The organism is Aureivirga sp. CE67 (assembly GCF_015767245.1).
Taxonomy (GTDB): Bacteria; Bacteroidota; Bacteroidia; order Flavobacteriales; family Flavobacteriaceae; genus Aureivirga.
Genome location: NZ_JADOTV010000026.1, coordinates 1 through 20,189, shown reverse-complemented (window position 1 = coordinate 20,189; position 20,189 = coordinate 1). Strand labels below are relative to the sequence as shown.

The following is a 20,189-nucleotide window of genomic DNA, read 5'->3' as shown; positions in this document are numbered from 1 at the left end:
CCTAAATTTCTATAGTTCCTTCAAAAACAAATTTGGCTGGTCCTTCTAAAAAGACATTTTTATAAACTCCTTGTTCTACATTAAAAGAAACTGTCAAATCTCCTCCAAGAACTTTTGTGTTTATTTTAGTTTCTGCGTTTTTTACTTGTTCTGTTCTATGCATTGCAATAGCAACTGCAGTTACTCCAGTTCCACAAGCCAAAGTTTCATCTTCTACACCTCTTTCGTAAGTTCTAACTTTAAAAGAAGCTTCACCAGTTTTTTCTACAAAATTGACATTTGAACCTTCTTCAAAATATGGAGCTCCATTTCGAATTTCTTTTCCTTTATTAAAAACAGGAAATTTATCAATGTCCGAAACTAACTGAACATGATGTGGAGAACCTGTATCTAAAAAACAATGTGTATCATGAATTTCTACAGAATCTACATCAATCATTTGAAGCGAAACAATATCATTTTCGATAGAAGCATAATGCAAACCATCAATCGCATCAAAAGTTGTTTCTTTATCAAAAATATTTAGTTTTTTAGCAAAAGCAACCAAACATCTTCCTCCATTTCCACACATCGTACTTTCATTTCCGTCTGCGTTGAAATAAACCATTTTAAAATCGCTTGTTTCAGAATTTTCTAGAAGAATCAAACCATCTCCTCCAATTCCAAATCTACGATCACAAAGTTTGTTGATTAAAGCTACATTTTCTTTTGGGAAAAAATCAGAACGATTGTCGATCATGACAAAATCGTTTCCTGTTCCTTGGTATTTATAAAAGTGTAAATTCATGATAAATGCAAAAGTACATTATCTAGTTGTTGTTTACAAACTAAAAATTCGAAGAAAATCATTCCTTTTTATTTTAAAAATAAATATAATGTTTTAAGCTTTTTTTGAATGTTGGTAAAATAAAAATTTCGTTAAAAAAAAGGAATATGAAGAAAACGTTAACAATTAATTCTTAAAACGCTTATTTAAAATTTTGAATTTCAGAATATACTTGTAAGCTCTTTAATGCTTTGACCTTGATGGAATTATTGTTTTCTTAATGTTAAATAATTTCATGGATTATATATTTGTATACTACTAATACTAACTTACAAAACACATTTAAAATGAAATCAAAATTACTAAAATTAACATTTCTATCTATTCTCACTTTATCTTTAATGAGTTTCATGATTCAACAAGATTGGTATCAATTTCAATCGGAAAAATTTGGATATAAAGTTCTTTTTCCGACTGAACCAATCAAGGATTCTAAAATTATTGAAACAGATATAGGACAATTGGAAACAGATTATACGATGCTTACGGATTCAAATTTGGAAGCAGATAATTTGGTCTATATGGTGGTGAAAACAAAATATCCTAAAAAAGAATTAAATTCAAATGATAAGAAAATTGTGATGAATTTTTTTGAAAAAGCTATCAATGCAGCTATCAATAAATCAAATGGGGAATTATTGTCAGAAAAAGTGATTACTTATGGAGATTATCCTGGTAGAGAAATTAAAATTGCAAGTCAAAATGGAATTACAAATACAAAAATGAGAATTTATCTAATAGAAAATACTTCATACATTGTAGAAACTACTTATAAAAAAGAAAAAGAATTTAATGCATCTTCTATGAAATTCATGGATTCTTTTGAGTTGTTGGAAGAGTAAAGTTTATAGTCTTTTCAAGATTTGAAAAAATGTACTGTATATTTACAGCAAATATTTTTTAATAAAAACACTTAGAAAATGAAAAACAAATTACTTAAATTATCTTTTATTCCTGTGATTGCATTATTATTTATGAGTTTTGTAATTCAGGAAGATTGGTTTCATTATACTTCTGAAAAATTTGGTTATGAAGTAGATTTTCCACAAAAACCTTTAGAACAAAATACAACTTTAAATACTGAGATTGGACCTCTGGAGATGAATTATTCTATGGTTCAAGAGACGGATTTAAATGCGGATAATATGGTGTATATGGTAAATTATACAGTATATCCTTCAGATAAAATTAGCTCTGATAATAAAGAAATGATAGATGGTTTCTTGCGTGGTGCTGTTGATGGAGCCGTTAGAAATGTTGGAGGAAAATTACTTACAGAAAAAGAACTTTCTTATAAAGGATATCCTGGAAGAGAAATAACAATTGATTTTCAAAATGGAACAGCAGTAATTAGAATGCGTGTTTATTTAGTTAATAACGTAAATTATATTTTACAAACAATTTCTAAAGCTGGAAAAGCAGATAATCCAAATGCGAATAAATTTATGAACTCATTTGAGTTGATAGAAAAATAAAAAAATGAAAACAGCATTCTCTTTTGAATGCTGTTTTTTTATGAATTTTTACCATTTTTCGATAAAATTAGTTTTATAATTCTCTCCAATTGGTAGTTTTTCATTCTCCAAAACTACTTGATTTCCTTCGATATACTTGATAAAAGAAGTATTCACAACAAAAGATCTATGAATTCGAAAAAAATAAGATTCTGGTAGTATATCTAAAGCATTTTTAATTCGTTCATAAACCAGAATATTTCCATGATTTTTAGTGTGATACATCACATATTCTCCATTAGATTTTAGATAGATAATTTCTGAAAGTGGAATTTTATATATTTTTTTATTAGATTTTAATTGAATATTATTTTCCAAAATATTTTCTTTTTTTAAAGTTGAATTCTCATTTTTGACTTTGTTTACAGCTTTTAAAAAACGAAAAAATTCTATTGGTTTTAAAAGATAATCTGAAACCTCTAATTCAAAACCTTCTAAAGCATAATCTCTATAGGCTGTTGTCAAAATTACTTTAGGTTTTTTGTGTAAAGTTTTTAAAAAATCGATTCCAGAAATTTCAGGCATGTTGATATCTAAAAGTAAAAGATTGATTTCTTTTTTTTCAATAAAATCTATACAATCTAAAGGAGATTTAAACAAACCAAGAACTTCCAAATTCTCAATTTTTTCACAATAATCCTTCAATAATAATCTTGCAGGTTCTTCATCATCTATGATAATACATCTAATCATTTAATTTCAGTTTTAAAGTAACTAAGAATTCATTTTTTTCTTTTTCAATTTGTAAATCAAAATTTTTAGCATACAAAAGCTCTAATCTTCTACTGACATTTTTAATTCCAATTCCGTGTGTTTTGTCTACTATTTTATTTGGATTAAAAGTATTCACGCATTGAAAAATCAATTCGTTTTCAACGGATTTTAAATTTATCTTGATAAAACTATTTTTTGAAGTTTCAATATTTCCGTGTTTAAAAGCATTTTCTATAAAAGGAATCAGTAGGAGAGGGGCAATTCTTTTTTTAGAATCTACTTTTGAATAATCAAATTGAATAGAATCTAGCGAGCTATCTTTGAGTTTAAAAAGTGAAATAAAATTATTGATATATTCAATTTCATCACTAATAGTAACAGATTCTAAATTTTCTCCATGTAGAGAATAATCCAACATTTTTGAAAGCTGCATAATAGCTTCTGCACCTTTTGGAGCTTTTTTATATGTCAAAAAATAAATATTATTTAAAGTATTAAACAAAAAATGTGGGTTGATTTGTTGTATCAAAAAAGTTTTTTCTGCCGAAATAATTGCCAATTCTTTTGCATCTTGTTGTTGTCTTTTTTGGAATGCAAATAGGAAAAAACTAACGAATACGACCAAAATAACGGAAATTACATTGGTGTACATATTTTCAATATTAATTGAATTTAATTCAAAACGATGAAACGCATCATTGTGCTCTAAATAATGAGGTGTAAATTTTTCTAAAAAAGAATTAAAATAGAAACTAATTGCAATTAAAATCAAATTTAAAAAAACATATAGTGCATATCTTTTATTCTCATATATTTTAGGTAAAATCCATAAAAGATTGACATAAAAAACAATTATTTGAGAACTTACAATGTAGAATGTCCTGATAATGGAAGTTTTAAAATCAGAAAATAAATCAAAAATAAAGAACAAAAATATGCTATATAAAATCCAAAAAATAATATGTTTTATCCAGTTTTTCATAGATTAAAAGTACAAAAACTAGAAGTGATTTTATCTAAAATTCATTAAAATGACTTATAAAACCATAAACAGAGGAGTTATTCAATTAAACCTAAAAGACTTCAATAAAGTAATTGTTTGTGCTTTTTGTTTAAAACTTTTCCTCTTTGTTTAATTTATTATTTTTTTACATAAGCAGCTTATACTTTTGAATCATAATTAAATAAATGTTTAACTTAAAATTATATAAAGATGAAATTCTTAAAGTATTTGGCAGTTGTTCCTTTTTTAGCCTTTGGAACATATTTTTTAAATGCACAAACAAATGATGTGAATAAACAATCAGAGAATCCGGTTGAAAATCATGGTCCAGATTGGAATCATGAAAATCATTCGGATGAAGGTGATGCGCATGAAGACCACGATTTTGATGTACATTCAGAAAATAATTTTTCACATAAGAACCATAAAGAGGATGGACACACGCATCCAGGTCATAAAAATGACGGACATAAAGGCCATGTAAATGATTCTCATACACATGATTGGGAGTAATTAAAATTTTGATTTCTCTCAAAAAATATTAATCTTTGAGAGAAATCATTATTAAAAATTTATGATCGAAATTTCATTAGAATATTGGAACAAACTTGCAAATCAGATTATTTTAATTTGTTCTTTACTGACAGGTTTTACAATTGCTGTAATTGCGAATATTGTAGTTTCAAAAATAGAATCTAAAATTGTTAATAGAATTTTGCGATTTGCTACACTAGCCGCTTGTTTGTTCTTAATTTCAATGTTTGGAATGACAAAAATTCTGATGATGACTACAGAAGGTTTTCCTTTTGAAGTAAGCAATGATAAAATAACATTTCCAAGAATTATCTCGACACTTTCTTTCTTTTTTGGAATTATTTCTCTTTTAGTTGTAATTGCACTTTCTGGTTTTACAAAATCGAAAAAACTAGGAAGATTTACATTAATAGTAGGAATTTTAACTTTAATATTAATTTTGTGGATGGCGATTTAAAAAAGAAAAGGAGATTGAGAATAATCTCCAAATTCAATTAGGCTTTTAACAATTTTCGATTGAAAAAATAAGAACTAAGAGCTAAAATTAATACGATAGCAGAAGCAAAATATTCATTATCATTTACGTTTAAATGTGCTGAAACAGCAAGAAGTAAATTTAAAACAAATCCTGCATAAGCCCATTCTTTTAAAGTCTGAGATTTGCTAAACCAGATTACTAAAATTCCGATTATTTTTGCAATTCCCATTGGGTAAATTAAATAAGTAGGGAAATGTAAATTTTCAAACATTCCTTTAACAACTTGATGATTGAAGAAATATTGAAAAACTCCCATTAAAATAAGAGCAGAAAATAACCCAGTAATTATTCGATAGATAAGTAAGTTTCTTTTTTCCATGATTTTAGTTTTTTTCGATTACAAAATTTTCTAATGCTTTACGAACTTTTGGTAGTCCAGCCATCATTTCTTCTTCCGATCTATATCCGATAGGAAGTACCACAACTGGAAGTAAGTTTTCTTCTTTCAATCCTAACATTTCTTGATATTTTTCTGGATCAAAACCTTCCATTGCACACGAATCAATTTTTAAATCTGCAGCAGCTGTCATCACTGTTCCAAGAGCGATATAAGCTTGTTTTGTAGCCCAAGTTTTTTTAGTTTCTTCATCCATCATAGAAAGATAATTACTCATAGAGTTTTTATAATTTTCCAAACTTGAAGCTTCCACATTTCGCACTTCTATGTGTCTTTCCAAATAATTATCAATAGTTTGTTGGTTAACATTTGTTTCAATTGCAAAAATCAAAACATGTGAAGCTTCTCCAACTTGCTTTTGATTATAAGAGTACGGAATTAGCTCTTTCTGAATCTCTTCATTATGTAAAACAATAATTTTAAAAGGTTGTAATCCCATAGAAGTTGCAGTCAAGTTTCCTGCTTCGACTAGCGCATTTACGTTTTCAGTACTTACTTTTTTTGAAGAGTCAAAGTTTCTTACTGCTGCTCTCCATTTTAATGATTCAATGATATTCATATTTTTTGGTTTTAATTTTTATTACACATGAAAATATTTTACATGTAAAATATTATTGTAAAATTTTTTTATTCTCTCATTCGGTCCAAAACGTCACTAAACATTTTTGCTTCTTCTTCTGTCACTTTGTTCATAATATCTAAATGTTCTTGATTATCGCTTTCATCGATTTCTTTTAATAATTCCAGACCTTTTTCTGAAATTTTTAAATAAACAATTCTACGATCTGAGTCGCTTCTTCTTCTTTCAATTAATTCTTTTTCCAATAATTTATCAGATAGGCGAGTGGCATTTGGAAATTTATCAATCATCAAACTTTTAATATCATTCATCGTCACCCAATCTCCATTTCCACGAAGAATTCTCAGAATATTAAATTGCTGTTGCGAAAGTTGAAATGGCTTTAAGAATTCATCAAATTTTTTCATGAACCAATTAGACGTAAACACCATATTTGTGATAAAACGGTGTCTATTGTTTATGAATTTTGTTTTTACTTCGTCGTCTATTTTTGCCATTTGTTTTAATCTTTCTTTGGCAAATATATAAATTTATTTTTCATGTAAAATATTTTTTTGAAAATTAATTTAAAAAAGAGAAAATAGAATTTTAAAAGAACTTATAAAAACTGTTATTTTGTAGAAAAGGAATTATGATGAAAAAAGTATTAAAAATTGCATTTCTAGTTGGAGTTTTTCTATTTATTGCTTTAGAAATTAATATTGTTATTGATGGACTTTCAGATGATCCGATTTCAGAAAATGCAACTATTGTAGTTTTAGGAACAACTGTACATGAAAATGGAGAAGTTTCAGATCGATTAAAAGCTAGGTTAGATGAAGCTTTTTCTTTGTTTCAAAAATATAAGACCAATACAATTATAGTCAGTGGAGGTTTAGGAAAAGAAGGACATTATGAGGGAACTATGATGAAAAAATATTTAGTTCAAAAAGGAATTGATTCTGATAAAATAAAAGTTGATAATCAAGGAAATACTACAAGATTAACAGCTGTAAATTTTGCTTCAAATAATGAAAATTTAAATCAAGAAATTATGGTAGTTTCTCAGTTTTTTCATGTGAAAAGAAGTAAGTTAGCTTTCGAAAAATTAGGTTATAAAAATGTAAAAGGAAGTCATGCAAAATATTTTGAAATAAGAGATTTTTATTCTCTTTTTCGAGAGTTTTTCGGTTATTTGAAATATTATTTTGTGTATTAGATATTACACAATTCATTTGTATAAAACTTTGTAAATAATCAAAGTTCCCTCTAGAGAAGGGTTAGAGATGTGTTTTAAAATAAATAAATAAAAATGAAAATAGAATTAATAAAAGGCGATATCACAAAGCAATAAGTTGATGGAATTGTAAATGCAGCAAACACATCACTACTTGGTGGAGGAGGAGTAGATGGAGCAATTCATCGTACTGGCGGAAAAGAAATTTTAGAGGAATGTGTAAAAATTAGAAATAGGCAAGGAGGTTGTAAAGTTGGAGAAGCAGTAATTACAAATGCAGGAAAACTGAAAGCTAAGAAAGTGATTCATACGGTTGGACCTAGATGGAATCAAGGGAAATCGGAGGAAGAAATAAAACTGCGAAATTGCTATGTAAATTCGATGAAGCTTGCTGAAGAAAATCAGTTAGAAACTTTGGCTTTTCCAAATATTAGCACAGGAATTTATCGTTTCCCAAAACAATTGGCAGCTGAAATTGCTGTTGAAACAATAAAAAATATAGAATTAAAATATGTGCAAAAAGTTATTTTCGTTTGTTATGACGATGAAAACTTTAAGATTTATGAAGATTTGATTAAAGAATAAATAGCCTTGCAGAATTTGATATGTGTTTTTTATTCCTCTCTTGAGAGGGGTTAGGGGTGTGTTGTTTGTATGGTATTGATTTTTAAGTGGTTAAAAAAATGCTTTTTAGTAAAATACATGATTATTTATTCAAGAGTGCTTAAAATTTTAATAAAGCACATTTCAGATTTTATTTGAAATGTGCTTTTTCACTTTATTGATTTTTTAAAATTTCACCAATTTCAATTAGTTTTATAAACTCACTACGATATCCTTCTTCATCTGTACCTTTTCCTTTTTTGGCAAGTTTTTTAGCAGATTCCCAAGTCGAATTCTTTTTAAATTCCGAATCTCTTAATAACATTCCAACTTCTGCAACAGCTGCAGAGAAATTAAAATTATTGCTTGTATTTTCACTAGCAATAGGATTGTTTTTTACGGTAGTTTCAATTAAAATACTTTTATCTTCTTTTGGTTTTTTATAGCGAAGTTTTAAAGTAATCAAATCATTACTTTTTAAAGCTTCTTCTGTAAGATTTGCTTTTTGATATTTTAAATTGGATTTAATTTCTTTTTCTGTATTTGGAACAATTTCATAAAGTGCAGTTACTGTATGTCCAGAACCAATTTCTCCAGCATCTTTTTTATCATCTTCAAAATCTTCATCGTTTAATAATCTATTTTCATAACCAATCAAACGATATTTTGAAACAAACATTGGATTGAATTCTAATTGAAATTTCACATCTTTTGCAATCGTATGAAAAGTTCCTCCAAATTCTTTGACTAAAACTTTTTTAGCCTCTAAAATATTATCGATATATGCATAATTTCCATTTCCTTTATCTGCAATGATTTCCATTTTATCATCCTTGTAATTTCCCATTCCAAAACCAAGAACAGAAATAGCAATTCCTTTTTCTCTTTCCTTTTCAATCAATTTTTCCATTGCATGATTACTACTTTCTCCAACATTAAAATCTCCATCTGTTGCAAGAATAATTCGATTATTTCCTTTTTTGATAAAATTTTCTTCTGCAATTTTATAAGCCAAACGTAAACCTTCTCCACCTGCTGTCGAACCACTAGCATCAAGACTTTCCAAAGCTTTTAATATTTTATCTTTTTTCTTACAAGAAGTAGAAGGAAGTACTACACCAGAAGAACCAGCATAAACTACTATAGCTACTCTATCTTCTGGACGAAGAGTTTGTAATAATAGTTTTAAAGAAGATTTTAAAAGGGGTAATTTATTAGAAGCAGACATAGAACCAGAAACATCTAAAAGAAATACGATATTAGAAGGAGCTAAGTCTTTTGTTTCAATCTTTTTTCCTTGTAAACCAATGTGTAATAAAAGATTTTCTTCATTCCAAGGTGCTTTTGAAAGTTCTGTATTGATACTGAAAGGTTGCTCTCCTTCAGGATTTTTATAATCATAATTAAAATAATTAATCATTTCTTCAATTCGAACTGCATCTTTTGGAGGTAGTTGATTGTCATTTAAATGTCTACGTACATTACTATAAGAAGCAGCATCAACATCTACCGAAAAAGTGGAAAGTGGGTTTGTTGTTACTTTTTTGAAACTATTTTCGGAGATCGAAGCGTAATTTTCATCTGTTTCTTGAGGGCTATGAGATGAATTAGTTATAACTATTCCAGATGCCTTTCCTTGAAGCATATTTGCGATATTGTTAGTTCTAACTTTTTTTTGAATATCTTTTGCAGAAACTGTAGGAATTCCAGCACAGTAGGTCCTTTTTTTCTTAACATAACCTAAATTTACTTCTTCTAAAGAAGAACTTGATTCTGTTAGAAAAGCATTAATTATACTTTGTTTTTCTACGAGAATTTCTTTGTCTTCATATCCTACAAAGCTAAATACTAAAGTTTGTCCTCTATTGACATGAATAGTATATTTTCCATCGAAATCTGTTTCGGTACCTTTATTAGTACCTTTAATTAATACAGTTGCTCCTGGTAAAGAGCCTGTTTCATCTGAGACTACTCCTGAAATAGTTATTTGTTGTGCTAAAATTATATTGGTAATAAACAATAAAGAAATGAATAGTAATTTTTTTAATTTCATAAAAGTTTTTTTATTAAGATTAATTTTAAGAATTAATTAACAAAAGTCATTCCATCATGAATAATAAATATAATTTAAAAAAAAATCTGAACCTATAGATTGAGATTCAGATTTATATAACGATTTTTATGTTAAAATTATTTCTTTAAAATCTTAATAGTTCCAGATTTATTAGAAGTAATAATATTCATGAAATACATTCCTTTTTCTATTTTATCAAGATGGATATTTTCTTGAGGATTTGCACTTCCTTTTAGTATAGATTTCCCTTTGATATCGAAAATTTCATAAGAGAATTTTTCTGTAGTATTGATTTGAATAAAATTCTCTACAGGATTCGGATAAGCATTAATATTAAAGCTATTTTCAGAAAAATCATCAACATCTAAAACTTTTGCTTCACAATCAGAACCATCGAATGTGAAATCTAAATAATAGTCATGTGCATTGGTATAGTTTATACTCGCATCAGAATAACAACGGATAGGCTTGTTTATTATTGGATTAAAGTCATCAGCTATTTCAGAACTGTCTTCATCAAGAAAAAGAGGTTCCTCAATAGTTGCTCCTAAACCAGAAATATAAGTACCTGTATAATAAATTCCATAGCCATCATCTGGGTAATTTTCAACATCTAACCATTTTCCTTGAATTTTCATTTTAATTCTTTCTTCACCTTCAATTGTTATAGTTTCTTTTTCAAGAACTTTCATAACAACAATATCTTCTCCTTCCATTGTGTTAGCAAGTGGAAAGTCCATGTTAAAAGTATCATCAACTTCTAGACTGAAATCAACCACCATTTCCCAAGAACTTGTACTTTCTTCATAATAATAAAGCTTATTATTTTCTTCATAAGTATACTTGTATAAAGATTCATTTCCATCAGAATCAATTTCCATGATTTTCTTACAAGTTTGACCTTGATATTCTAGTTCTTCAGATACTTCAAATTTTGTATAATGAACTTTTGTAATTTCATAATCATCACCATTATCGATAATTTGATAATCAGCATTGGAATAATACCAATTAGCGCCAACAGGAGCAAATTCTTGGGCAGTCATGCTACCTGATAAAGCAAAAATAGAAGCAATAGCTAAAGTAATTTTTTTCATAATAGTTAATTTTAGAGATTCATATTTAATTTTTGGAATGAACCAAATTTATAAAATATTATGTTAAAAAAATAATTATATATTAATTATTGTAATGCTTTTCGTGCTTTTAATATGTATTTAGCAGTATCTAATGGGCTTATTCCTCTATATTCTTGCTCGATTCCTAATTTATCTTCACATTTTTGATAACCGTGGAATTGACTTGAGAAAATAGCTTTCCCTTTGGATAAGGAACTCAATTTGATTGGAAAATCTAAAGAAGTTGCTACGGGTAAAGTTCCGGTTAATGTAAACTTTTCTCCTTCTATCTCAGGAGATTCCAAAGTTCCTCGCATCTGAACAATTTCACTGGTGATTGAGCCTAAAAATTCTTCAGGAGCAGTGATTTTATAAGAAATATAAGGTTCTAAAAATGTTGTTCCTATTTCTTTCAATCCTTCCATAATTCCCATTGGTGTAGCAATAGTAAAATCTCCAGCTCTAGAATGCACATTATGATCTTCTCCTTCTACCAAAGTTATTTTCAAATCCGTAACTTCCCAACCTTTAATTCCTTGTTTTAAAGCAAAAGGAATCGTTTTTTCTACTTCATTCTGATATTTTTGTAAAACATCATTCACACCAATTTTACTTTCATAAGTTACACCACTTCCAGTTTCTGCTGGTTCTATATGAAATTTCAAAATTGCCCAACAAGGTTTTGGCATCCAATATCGAACAAAACTAAACCCAGCTTTAGAAGGAGTTTCTTTATAAATAACAGTAGGATCTTCAAAAACGGCTTCCACATAATATTCTTTTTCAAGAATATTTTGTAGAATTTCGATCTGCATTTTCCCTAATATTTTAATGTGTAACTCTTTTTCTTCTTTTAGCCATTCTAGATCAAGCGTTGTATCTTCGGAAGAAAGTTTAGTAAGAGCAGCAACCAATTTTGGAAAATCTTTTTCTTCTTTGGGTTTTACTTGTACGGTCAATAACGGTTTGTTTAATTCAATGTTTTCTTGATGATGTAAAGGTTTCGAACCTAAATAATCTCCAATTTTTGCTTGCTCAAATCCACAAATAGCTACTATTTCATTTGTGAAAGCTTCCTGAGAATTTTCAAATTTTGCTCCAGAATTAATTTTTAATTGCCCAACTTTTTCTTCTATATTCTGCGAAATATTTTTGAGAACAGATCTATTTTTAATACTTCCAGAGAAAATTCTAGCAAAACAAATTTTACCTAAATCTTTATGGTGTGAAATTTTAAATATCTGAGCAGAAAGTGCTTCATTTTTTTCTTTATTTAAAGGTAAATATTGAATTACTGCATCCAAAATATTTTCAATACCCATTTGTAATTTTGCCGAACCAAGAAGTATAGGAAGTAAATTTTTATTTCTAGTATTTGTTTTTAATTCTTCTTCTAAATTTTCTTTTGAAATCGTATTTCCATCAAAATATTGCTCCATCAAATCATCATTGAAAGAAACAATTTTTTCTAAAAATTCTGTAGAAGGATTTTCTAATTCATCAAAAATAGCAACAGCATCCAAACCTTCATTTTCTATTTTTTGTAGACTAATATAGTTAGAAGTAAATGTTTTTTCTATTTGTTGTAAAAGAGCGTCAATATCCGCTCCAATTCTGTCAATTTTATTAATAAAAATAAAAGTTGGAATATCTAATTTTTTTAAAGCGTTCCAAATAGTTTCTGTGTGTCCTTGAATTCCTTCAACAGCAGAAACTACCAAAATTGCTCCATCAATAACAGAAAGCGATTTTTCTACATCAAATGCAAAATCCGTATGTCCTGGAGTATCGATAATGTTGATAGTATAATCTTTCCATTCCAAAGTAGAAATAGATGATTTTACGGAAATTCCTCGTTCTTTTTCAATTGCCAAAAAATCGTTATGTGTGGTTCCTTGATCCACATTTCCTAAAGTTCTGATTTTCCCAGCTTTGAATAATAAATTTTCTGTTGTTGAGGTTTTTCCGGCATCTACATGTGCGAAAATTCCAATATTGATGATATTTTTCTGCATTTAATTTGATTTCAAAAGAAGTGCAAATTTAAAATTTATCTTGAAAAATGAAGTCTGAAAGTAATAGAAGAAGTAAGTTTTAACCAAAAAAGAGAAGATCAACTTTTGAAAATTATTGCTTATAAGGTAAAATCCCAAGAACCCATTTATTTAAACATAATTTACCGTAACGTTTTCATTTTTACTTTAAGAGATCTTCTCAATCCTTTAATTTGATGTAAATGTAAATATTTTTTTTTAAGATAATTAATTTTTTTGGAGAAAATTTCGGGTAAAATAAAATGTAAATATCTGTGTATTAATATATTATATTTTAATCTAACCTAAGTTTATGAAAAGGTTTTGATATGTTTATATAATTATATATTCGGTTGATTTATCTAATAAAATAAAATGTTTTTAGTTTTATATTGTAATCTTTTGAAGTAATCAAATATTAATACATGATAGTATTTTAACATGTTATTTATGTTAAAATACTATCAGTTTTAATTATTTGTAAAAATATTTACCGAAAAAAAATATTTTTTGAAAGTTAAATTTGGGTTATTTCTCGGAAAATTCAGGATATAGTAAATAGTTTTTCCTTATTTTTTTAAACTGTCTAGTTTTTACAATCCATGAAGCTCGAATGTCAATAACTGCATCTTGATCTTTTATTTGTTGCATCAAGATATCATTACCAGCTAATTTGTTGAAGAAATTATTTTTTAAGAAAAATGTCTCTTTATCTTCTGTTTCATTATAAGCGTCCGTTAGCCAGTTTAAGTTTATTTTAGAAAGCATTTTTCGATCCGATAGATCTTTTCCAAAACAAACTTTTCCATTATGTTTAGGATATTTTGCTCCTTCGTTTGGTCTTGGTTCAAAAGAGAAAGGATATTTATCAGCTGGTAAGAATGGAGAACCATAAATCTGAAATTGCTCATTAGTTCCTCGTCCGCAACTTACATTAGTTCCTTCAAAAAAACATAAACTAGGATAAAGATTAATAGCTTTTGCATTTGGTAAGTTTGGCGAAGGTTTGATCGGTAATTCATAAATAGAATCACGATTATAGTTTTGTAAAGGAATCACCGTTAAATCACATTTGTATTCACTATCCATCCAATCTTCACCATTAATCATATTTGCATATTCTCCAATCGTCATTCCATAAACTACAGGAACTGGATGCATTCCTACAAAAGATGAAAACCCTTCTCTCAAAACAGGTCCATCAATATAATGTCCGTTCGGATTTGGTCGATCTAATACAATTACTTCTTTTTGCAAATCTGAAGCAGCTTCCATTACATAATGTAGTGTAGAAATGTAGGTGTAAAAACGAACTCCCACATCTTGAATATCAAAAAGTAAAATATCGATATCTTCTAAATCTTTCGCTGAAGGTTTTTTGTTTTTTCCGTAAAGAGAAATAATAGGCAAGTTGGTTTTAGTATCTATACTATTCGAAACTTTTTCTCCAGCATCTGCTTTTCCTCGAAATCCATGCTCTGGAGCAAACACTTTTTTCACATTTATATGTAAACTCAAAAGCGTATCGACCAAATGAGTGTAACCTCCATTTTGATTTTTTACAACCGAAGTTTGATTTGCGACAACAGCAATGTTTTTCCCTCGAATTTTAGACATATACGCATCCAGATTACTGGCTGCAATGACTAATTCTGGTTCTTTATTTTTTTTATTTTGGGCATTACATGAAATCAGTAAAAAAAATAGTGTTGTAACCAACAAGAAATATGTATTTTTGAAACTAAATTTAAGCATTATAAAAATTGAATTACGAGTTATTTTTAGCAAAACGAATAATAAAAGATAAAAAGTATAAAAATAGTGTATCTACACCAATTATAAAAATTGCAATCCTTGCAATTATACTAGGAATGGTGATTATGCTAATCTCAATTGGAGTTACACTTGGTCTTCAAAATAAAATCCGCGAAAAGCTTTCTGGATTCAATGGTCATATTCAGATTGTTAACTTCGATGCGAATAATTCGGATATTACATTGGTTCCTATTTCAAAAAATCAAAACTTTTTTCCAGAATTTGAGAATGTTGAAGGAATCAATAGAATTCAACCGTATGCTACCAAACCAGGAGTGATTCGCACAGAAACAGATTTCGAAGGAATTTTAGCTAAAGGTGTGGATAGCACATATAATTGGGATTTCTATAAAGATATTCTGGTAGAAGGAAGATTACCAGATTATTCTACAAAAAGATTAAACCAAGAAGTGCTTATTTCAAAGAAAATATCAGAAAGACTTGGTATCAATTTAGGAGATAAATTCAGCACATTTTTTGTAAAGAAAAACTTGAATAAGCCTCCAAATATTAGAGCATATAATGTAGTTGGAATTTACGAAGCAAATCTAGAAGAATTAGACAAAAACATCATCATTACAGATTTACGAGATATCCAAAGAATGAATAAATGGAAACCAGATCAAATTGGTGGTTTCGAAGTTTTTATTGATGATTTTGATCAAATTCAACAAAAGAACAGTGAGATTTATGATCAAATCAGTTCAGAGTTAAATGCGATAAGTATTGTAGATAAATTTGCAAATATAATTGACTGGATAGTTTTAATAGAGAAAAACACAATTGTAATTATCTGTATCATGATTCTTATTGCAGGAATCAACATGATCACAGCCTTATTAGTTCTTATTTTAGAAAAAACAAATATGATTGGAGTTCTAAAATCACTTGGAGCAAATAATACAAGTATCCGAAAAGTCTTCTTATATAATGCGACATATTTGATTCTAATCGGACTTTTCTGGGGAAACCTTATCGGGTTAGGAGTTTTATTTTTACAACAAAAATTCAACATCATTACATTAGATCCGAAAACATATTACGTAAAATCGGCTCCAGTATTTATAGAATGGTACCATGTTGTATTTTTAAATATCGGAACACTAGTTCTTTGTTTCATAATGTTACTTTTACCATCCTATATTATTACAAAAGTAAATCCGGTAAAAGCTATTAAGTTTCAATAAAAAATATTTAGAATCTGTTTAAATTTATATCAAAAAAATTTAAACAGATTCTAAGACATAAAAGGTTCTGTTTTATCATTCTCAACAGAATCTTTTAAAACATACATAAGATGTCCCCAATCTGTGTTGCATTTCGCAACACTTGGGCTGTCTTCTTTCCAATTCGTATGTTCCAATCGTACCAACGTTTTTCCGTCTTCAATAGTTTTTAATTTAAAATACAAATACGTATCTGTCCATTCCGCATTCTCCCCAATACATCGAAATTTCACAATAGTATGCTCTTCCTTTTCAATTATTTTTAGCAGAAAAATCACTGAATGATTATTAAATCCAAGCGTGAAAACATGATTGTTTACAGAATAACTAACATCACTTGTCCACCAAGATTTAAAACCATCAATCGTCGTAATTTTATTGTAAACAATATCAATATTCCCTTTAATTATAATCTGATGTTTTAGAGTTCTCATCGAAAAAGCATTTTAAATTAAATATACTTGAAGTTAAGGAATATTTTCCTCAGACTCTAGTCTCCAAATAAATTTTAAGAATACTTAAAGAATCAAAAAATAAATAATCACATTTCTTTTGATAAAGTTCCTTACTCAGCTTACAGGATTGCTACATAATTATTGAATTGAAATTTATTTTTAATCGATTCATTTTCTTCGAACTCAATATTATTTCCCCTCTCGAGAGGGGTTAGGGGTGTGTTCATTAGACTAAACTAAATCCACACAACAGAATTCAAACATGATAATATTTTATGAATTATTAATAATTTGGGCAAAACCCTATCGGGTCGGGCTTTCCGTTTTTAGTTTTGTTTTTTTAGAAAAAGAAATTCTAAGAAAATCCGTGGGCTTCTAAGGTCGCCTCCGTTTTTCAAGAATTTCTAATTTTCAAAAAAACAAAAGCTAACCACTACAATCCCTTTTGCATAAAAATATTTCCAAAAAGACGAATTGAAAATTTATATATTATCACGATTAATTTTGTATTTAGATTTACAGATTATCAAATTCCCCTCTTGAGAGGGGTAAGGGGTGTGTTATAAAATAATTAATACTCTCTCATAAGATCTCAAACACGGTAATTTCTATTAAAGAAAAAACGACAACCCTTCCAATCCACAAAACTAGCGCAAACCAACAAAAACCCGTATCTTCGTAGCGTTAAAAACTACCAGGAAAAGAATGAATACATATTCAGCAAAAACATCTATTGGATATTTAAAAGGAATTGGAGCAGCAAAGGCAGAATTACTAAATTCTGAACTTAGAATATTTACATTTGGAGACTTATTAAACTTTTTCCCAAATCGATATATCGATCGAACAAAGTTTTTTAAAGTAAACGAATTGCAACCCAATACTGCAGAAATCCAACTGGTAGGAAAAATTATTCGTGTACAAGAAATAAAACAAAAAAGAGGAAGTCGTCTGGTAGCAACTTTTCAAGACGAAACAGGAAATTTAGATTTAGTTTGGTTCCGTGGTGCAAAATGGTTGAAAGATAGTATCAAAACAAATACACCTTATGTGATTTTTGGAAGAATCAATTTCTTCAAAGGAACTTTCAGTATGCCACATCCAGAAATGGAATTGCTTTCTGAACATAAAAATAAACTAGGTTCGGCTATGCAAGCGATTTATCCTTCTACAGAAAAACTTTCTTCGAGAGGAATTTCAAATAAAGTAATCTCGAAATGGATTCATCAATTACTTTCTGATATTGGTAATAAAATTCAAGAATCTTTACCAGAAGAAGTAATTAAGAACAATAATCTTTTAGAAAAAAAACAAGCTTATTTAAATGTTCATTTCCCAAAGAACTACGATCTTCTTACAAGAGCACAATTCCGATTAAAGTTTGAAGAACTTTTTTATATCCAGATGCAATTATTGCTGAAGAAAAGTACAAGAAAAGCCAAAAATAAAGGATATTCTTTTGATAATATTGGAGATAATTTTTTAGGATTTTACAATAATAATCTTCCTTTCGAATTAACAGGAGCACAAAAACGTGTTTTGAAAGAAATTCGAAAAGATATGTCAAACCCAATCCAGATGAATCGTTTGTTGCAAGGTGATGTAGGTTCTGGAAAAACAATCGTCGGACTTTTAACAATGCTAATTGCTTTGGATAATGATTTTCAAGCTTCCCTTATTGCTCCAACAGAAATTTTAGCAACACAGCATTTTCAGTCGATCCAAGATTTATTAAAAGAAACAGATATTAAAGTTCGTTTACTTACTGGTTCAACTAAAACCAAGGCCAGACGAATAATTCATGAAGAAATCGAGTCGGGAGAAACACATATTTTAATAGGAACACATGCTGTTTTGGAAGATAAAGTTAAATTCAAAAATCTAGGATTAGCTATTATCGACGAACAACACCGTTTTGGAGTAGAGCAACGTTCAAAAATGTGGATGAAAAACGAACTTCCTCCACATGTTTTAGTGATGACAGCAACACCAATTCCAAGAACACTTGCAATGAGTGTTTACGGAGATTTAGATGTTTCAGTTATTGACGAACTTCCTCCAGGGCGTAAAGCAATTGTTACAGCGCATCGTTATGACAATCACCGATTGAGTGTTTTTAAGTTCATGCGTGAAGAAATAGAAAAAGGAAGGCAAGTTTACGTTGTGTATCCACTGATCGAAGAATCAGAAAACATGACTTACAAAGACCTGATGGATGGTTACGAAAGTATTGTTCGTGAATTTCCTCTACCAAAATACAGTGTGAGTATTGTTCATGGAAAAATGAAACCACAAGACAAAGATTACGAAATGCAACAATTTTCAGAAGGGAAAACACAAATCATGGTTGCAACCACCGTAATCGAGGTAGGAGTAAATGTACCAAATGCATCTGTGATGGTTATAGAAAGTGCCGAGCGTTTCGGTCTTTCACAATTACACCAGCTTCGCGGGCGTGTTGGGCGAGGAGCAGAGCAAAGTTATTGTATCCTGATGACAGGAAGTAAACTTTCTAGCGATGGTAAAGTTCGTATGGAAACGATGGTTAAAACAAATGATGGTTTCGAAATTGCTGAGGTAGATCTTAAACTTCGTGGACCAGGAGATTTAATGGGAAAACAACAAAGTGGTGTATTAAATCTAAAAATAGCAGATATTGTAAAGGATAATCAAATTTTAATGCTTGCACGTCAAACAGCTCAAGAAGTTCTCCAAGACGATTACAATCTTCAAAAAGAAAAAAATCGAATCTTAGTAGCAACCCTTTCAGAAATTATGAAGAAAAAAACACTTTGGGCAAACATTAGCTAGAAAACAAAATAGGTGTAAAGCTTATCAAATTCCTTTCACTAGAGTAGGGGTGTCATATACTTTAAATAATAATAGCCTGGCGCACTTTTATAAAGTGTGCCCATTGGTTCTATTATTTTTGTGTAGTCAAGATTTATATAATCACGCCAGCTAACATCTAATTTATAAAAATAGCAGAATTTAATGACTCTACCTTTTCGAAATAAGGTCAGGCATGTGTTTTCAAAATAATTAAAATATTCTCACAAAATTTCAATCACAATAACACCTTTATTATATATAATTAAAATTAGGGCGTTCCCCTTCGTCAAAACTTCGGGTCGGGCTTTCCGTTTTTAGTTTTGTTTTTCAAAAAAAGAATTTCTAGGTCATCCGTTGGCTTCCGTTGGTCGCCTCCGTTTCCCAAGAACTTCTAATTTTTGAAAAACAAAAGCTAACCACTCCAATCCCTAACGCAAAAAACAAATACATTATAATAGTATTACCTACTATATATAATAGGTACATAATTCAAAACAAAACGGTGGTTGAGCGTAGTCGAAACCAAAAAACTCCCCTCCTTTAAAAGGAGGGGTAGGGGGTGGTTAAATTTTTTCACACCCAACTCACTGAAAACCAAACCCTCTCCAAAAACAATCAAAAATAAATGCAAAAACTTCATAAAAACACTTGCAGGAACGAATAATTCACGTACATTTGCATCCGCTAAAACAAACAAAGGTAACGGCGTTT

The 20,189-nt window shown here is 28.9% G+C and carries 20 protein-coding genes; 8 read left to right on the top strand and 12 right to left on the bottom strand.

Annotated elements, in window-relative coordinates:
• Position 1: 1 nt before the first annotated feature.
• A complete protein-coding gene (gene dapF / locus I0K12_RS19770) occupies positions 2-787 on the bottom strand; it encodes a diaminopimelate epimerase (RefSeq protein WP_196889907.1) in 786 nt (261 codons plus the stop codon).
• Positions 788-1,113: 326 nt separating this feature from the next.
• Between dapF and I0K12_RS19765 the strand changes: the two genes are divergently transcribed.
• Positions 1,114-1,668 carry a hypothetical protein gene (locus I0K12_RS19765; RefSeq protein ID WP_196889906.1) on the top strand — a complete coding sequence of 185 codons (555 nt, stop codon included), beginning with the start codon at positions 1,114-1,116 and terminating at the stop codon, positions 1,666-1,668.
• A 78-nt stretch (positions 1,669-1,746) separates the two neighbouring features.
• Entirely contained in the window at positions 1,747-2,301 is a 555-nt protein-coding gene (locus I0K12_RS19760; protein ID WP_196889905.1) for a hypothetical protein, read from the top strand.
• A gap of 48 nt (positions 2,302-2,349) precedes the next feature.
• Here the strand turns inward: I0K12_RS19760 and I0K12_RS19755 are convergent, their stop codons facing one another.
• Both I0K12_RS19755 and I0K12_RS19750 read right to left on the bottom strand, forming a co-directional pair.
• Complete coding sequence (locus tag I0K12_RS19755; protein WP_196889904.1) at positions 2,350-3,033, bottom strand: LytR/AlgR family response regulator transcription factor; 684 nt, start codon at positions 3,031-3,033, stop codon at positions 2,350-2,352.
• Entirely contained in the window at positions 3,026-4,036 is a 1,011-nt protein-coding gene (locus tag I0K12_RS19750; protein WP_196889903.1) for a sensor histidine kinase, read from the bottom strand. The genes I0K12_RS19755 and I0K12_RS19750 overlap by 8 nt, the downstream gene beginning before the upstream one ends.
• Before the next feature lie 231 nt (positions 4,037-4,267).
• Here I0K12_RS19750 and I0K12_RS19745 point away from each other — a divergent pair, with 231 nt between their 5' ends.
• Together I0K12_RS19745 and I0K12_RS19740 are read left to right on the top strand one after the other, a co-directional pair.
• Positions 4,268-4,570, top strand: a complete 303-nt coding sequence (locus I0K12_RS19745; protein WP_196889902.1) for a hypothetical protein — start codon at positions 4,268-4,270, stop codon at positions 4,568-4,570.
• A 61-nt stretch (positions 4,571-4,631) separates the two neighbouring features.
• On the top strand, positions 4,632-5,048 hold the full coding sequence (locus I0K12_RS19740) for a hypothetical protein (RefSeq protein ID WP_196889901.1): 417 nt from the start codon (positions 4,632-4,634) through the stop codon (positions 5,046-5,048).
• Positions 5,049-5,085: 37 nt separating this feature from the next.
• Here I0K12_RS19740 and I0K12_RS19735 read toward each other — a convergent pair whose 3' ends face one another.
• The 3 genes from I0K12_RS19735 to I0K12_RS19725 form a co-directional block, all read right to left on the bottom strand.
• The gene (locus I0K12_RS19735; protein WP_196889900.1) at positions 5,086-5,448 is read right to left on the bottom strand and encodes a DoxX family protein; all 363 of its coding nucleotides are present in this window, start codon (positions 5,446-5,448) and stop codon (positions 5,086-5,088) included.
• Between the two features lie 4 nt (positions 5,449-5,452).
• On the bottom strand, positions 5,453-6,085 hold the full coding sequence (locus I0K12_RS19730) for an NAD(P)H-dependent oxidoreductase (RefSeq protein WP_196889899.1): 633 nt from the start codon (positions 6,083-6,085) through the stop codon (positions 5,453-5,455).
• Positions 6,086-6,153: 68 nt separating this feature from the next.
• Positions 6,154-6,603, bottom strand: a complete 450-nt coding sequence (locus I0K12_RS19725) for a MarR family winged helix-turn-helix transcriptional regulator (protein WP_196889898.1) — start codon at positions 6,601-6,603, stop codon at positions 6,154-6,156.
• Between the two features lie 137 nt (positions 6,604-6,740).
• Between I0K12_RS19725 and I0K12_RS19720 the strand changes: the two genes are divergently transcribed.
• The gene (locus I0K12_RS19720; protein ID WP_196889897.1) at positions 6,741-7,304 is read left to right on the top strand and encodes a YdcF family protein; all 564 of its coding nucleotides are present in this window, start codon (positions 6,741-6,743) and stop codon (positions 7,302-7,304) included.
• A gap of 144 nt (positions 7,305-7,448) precedes the next feature.
• Entirely contained in the window at positions 7,449-7,907 is a 459-nt protein-coding gene (locus I0K12_RS19715; RefSeq protein WP_317194451.1) for a macro domain-containing protein, read from the top strand.
• 193 nt (positions 7,908-8,100) lie between these two features.
• On the opposite strand, the gene I0K12_RS19710 is transcribed toward I0K12_RS19715, so the two are convergent.
• The 4 genes from I0K12_RS19710 to I0K12_RS19695 form a co-directional block, all read right to left on the bottom strand.
• Positions 8,101-9,978: a vWA domain-containing protein gene (locus I0K12_RS19710; RefSeq protein ID WP_196889896.1), complete on the bottom strand. Its 1,878-nt coding sequence runs from the start codon at positions 9,976-9,978 to the stop codon at positions 8,101-8,103.
• A gap of 137 nt (positions 9,979-10,115) precedes the next feature.
• Complete coding sequence (locus I0K12_RS19705; RefSeq protein WP_196889895.1) at positions 10,116-11,096, bottom strand: T9SS type A sorting domain-containing protein; 981 nt, start codon at positions 11,094-11,096, stop codon at positions 10,116-10,118.
• Between the two features lie 86 nt (positions 11,097-11,182).
• Positions 11,183-13,132: a GTP-binding protein gene (locus tag I0K12_RS19700; protein ID WP_196889894.1), complete on the bottom strand. Its 1,950-nt coding sequence runs from the start codon at positions 13,130-13,132 to the stop codon at positions 11,183-11,185.
• A 546-nt stretch (positions 13,133-13,678) separates the two neighbouring features.
• Positions 13,679-14,905, bottom strand: a complete 1,227-nt coding sequence (locus I0K12_RS19695; protein WP_196889893.1) for a DUF1343 domain-containing protein — start codon at positions 14,903-14,905, stop codon at positions 13,679-13,681.
• Between the two features lie 8 nt (positions 14,906-14,913).
• Here I0K12_RS19695 and I0K12_RS19690 point away from each other — a divergent pair, with 8 nt between their 5' ends.
• Positions 14,914-16,152: an ABC transporter permease gene (locus I0K12_RS19690; protein ID WP_196889892.1), complete on the top strand. Its 1,239-nt coding sequence runs from the start codon at positions 14,914-14,916 to the stop codon at positions 16,150-16,152.
• Positions 16,153-16,202: 50 nt separating this feature from the next.
• On the opposite strand, the gene I0K12_RS19685 is transcribed toward I0K12_RS19690, so the two are convergent.
• On the bottom strand, positions 16,203-16,625 hold the full coding sequence (locus I0K12_RS19685) for a hypothetical protein (RefSeq protein ID WP_196889891.1): 423 nt from the start codon (positions 16,623-16,625) through the stop codon (positions 16,203-16,205).
• Positions 16,626-17,351: 726 nt separating this feature from the next.
• On the opposite strand from I0K12_RS19685, the gene recG reads away from it, so the two are divergent.
• Positions 17,352-19,457, top strand: coding sequence for an ATP-dependent DNA helicase RecG (gene recG / locus I0K12_RS19680; RefSeq protein ID WP_196889890.1), 2,106 nt, complete (start codon positions 17,352-17,354; stop codon positions 19,455-19,457).
• Positions 19,458-19,938: 481 nt separating this feature from the next.
• Here recG and I0K12_RS22050 read toward each other — a convergent pair.
• Positions 19,939-20,189: hypothetical protein (locus I0K12_RS22050; protein ID WP_231372814.1), on the bottom strand; the 251-nt coding region annotated here is incomplete at its 5' end.

Coding starts and splice junctions, on each gene's coding strand:
- I0K12_RS19730 (WP_196889899.1), bottom strand. CDS start 6,085: ATGAATATCATTGAATCATTAAAATGGAGAGCAGCAGTAAGAAACTTT.
- recG (WP_196889890.1), top strand. CDS start 17,352: ATGAATACATATTCAGCAAAAACATCTATTGGATATTTAAAAGGAATT.
- I0K12_RS19740 (WP_196889901.1), top strand. CDS start 4,632: ATGATCGAAATTTCATTAGAATATTGGAACAAACTTGCAAATCAGATT.
- I0K12_RS19750 (WP_196889903.1), bottom strand. CDS start 4,036: ATGAAAAACTGGATAAAACATATTATTTTTTGGATTTTATATAGCATA.
- I0K12_RS19695 (WP_196889893.1), bottom strand. CDS start 14,905: ATGCTTAAATTTAGTTTCAAAAATACATATTTCTTGTTGGTTACAACA.
- I0K12_RS19700 (WP_196889894.1), bottom strand. CDS start 13,132: ATGCAGAAAAATATCATCAATATTGGAATTTTCGCACATGTAGATGCC.
- I0K12_RS19755 (WP_196889904.1), bottom strand. CDS start 3,033: ATGATTAGATGTATTATCATAGATGATGAAGAACCTGCAAGATTATTA.
- I0K12_RS19745 (WP_196889902.1), top strand. CDS start 4,268: ATGAAATTCTTAAAGTATTTGGCAGTTGTTCCTTTTTTAGCCTTTGGA.
- I0K12_RS19760 (WP_196889905.1), top strand. CDS start 1,747: ATGAAAAACAAATTACTTAAATTATCTTTTATTCCTGTGATTGCATTA.
- dapF (WP_196889907.1), bottom strand. CDS start 787: ATGAATTTACACTTTTATAAATACCAAGGAACAGGAAACGATTTTGTC.
- I0K12_RS19725 (WP_196889898.1), bottom strand. CDS start 6,603: ATGGCAAAAATAGACGACGAAGTAAAAACAAAATTCATAAACAATAGA.
- I0K12_RS19765 (WP_196889906.1), top strand. CDS start 1,114: ATGAAATCAAAATTACTAAAATTAACATTTCTATCTATTCTCACTTTA.
- I0K12_RS19710 (WP_196889896.1), bottom strand. CDS start 9,978: ATGAAATTAAAAAAATTACTATTCATTTCTTTATTGTTTATTACCAAT.
- I0K12_RS19720 (WP_196889897.1), top strand. CDS start 6,741: ATGAAAAAAGTATTAAAAATTGCATTTCTAGTTGGAGTTTTTCTATTT.
- I0K12_RS19705 (WP_196889895.1), bottom strand. CDS start 11,096: ATGAAAAAAATTACTTTAGCTATTGCTTCTATTTTTGCTTTATCAGGT.
- I0K12_RS19685 (WP_196889891.1), bottom strand. CDS start 16,625: ATGAGAACTCTAAAACATCAGATTATAATTAAAGGGAATATTGATATT.
- I0K12_RS19735 (WP_196889900.1), bottom strand. CDS start 5,448: ATGGAAAAAAGAAACTTACTTATCTATCGAATAATTACTGGGTTATTT.